The sequence below is a fragment of the Frankia sp. Mgl5 genome (genome assembly GCF_023242985.1).
In the GTDB taxonomy this organism is placed as follows: Bacteria; Actinomycetota; Actinomycetes; order Frankiales; family Frankiaceae; genus Parafrankia; species Parafrankia soli.
The window spans coordinates 1-308 of the sequence record NZ_JALKFY010000028.1 but is presented as its reverse complement, the minus strand read 5'-3'; the positions used below and the strand labels follow the sequence as shown (position 1 = coordinate 308).

The following is a 308-nucleotide window of genomic DNA, read 5'->3' as shown; positions in this document are numbered from 1 at the left end:
ACGCTCCGCTATCCAAACGCCTGTGTTGAAGATATTGAGTATCATGCGGATCGGCGACTGGATCAAGCTCAAATCTTGCGACTTTCCACTGGCAACTTCATTCATGAGAAGCACAACGTCATTCTCATGGGAGCATCCGGCGCCGGGAAAACCTATATCGGAAGCGCGCTCGGGATTTCCGCCTGTCGGCAGTTCCTGACCACAAGTATATCCGGCTGCCGGAGCTATTGACCGATCTGGCCATCGCCCGTGGGGAAGGCACGTACAAGAAAGTGATCGCCCAGTACAAGAAGGTCAGTCTGCTAATC

At 53.6% G+C, this 308-nt stretch carries 1 pseudogene; it reads left to right on the top strand.

Annotated features, from left to right (window positions below):
* Positions 1-308, top strand: a pseudogene (locus MXD62_RS08210) (ATP-binding protein); the annotation flags it as partial.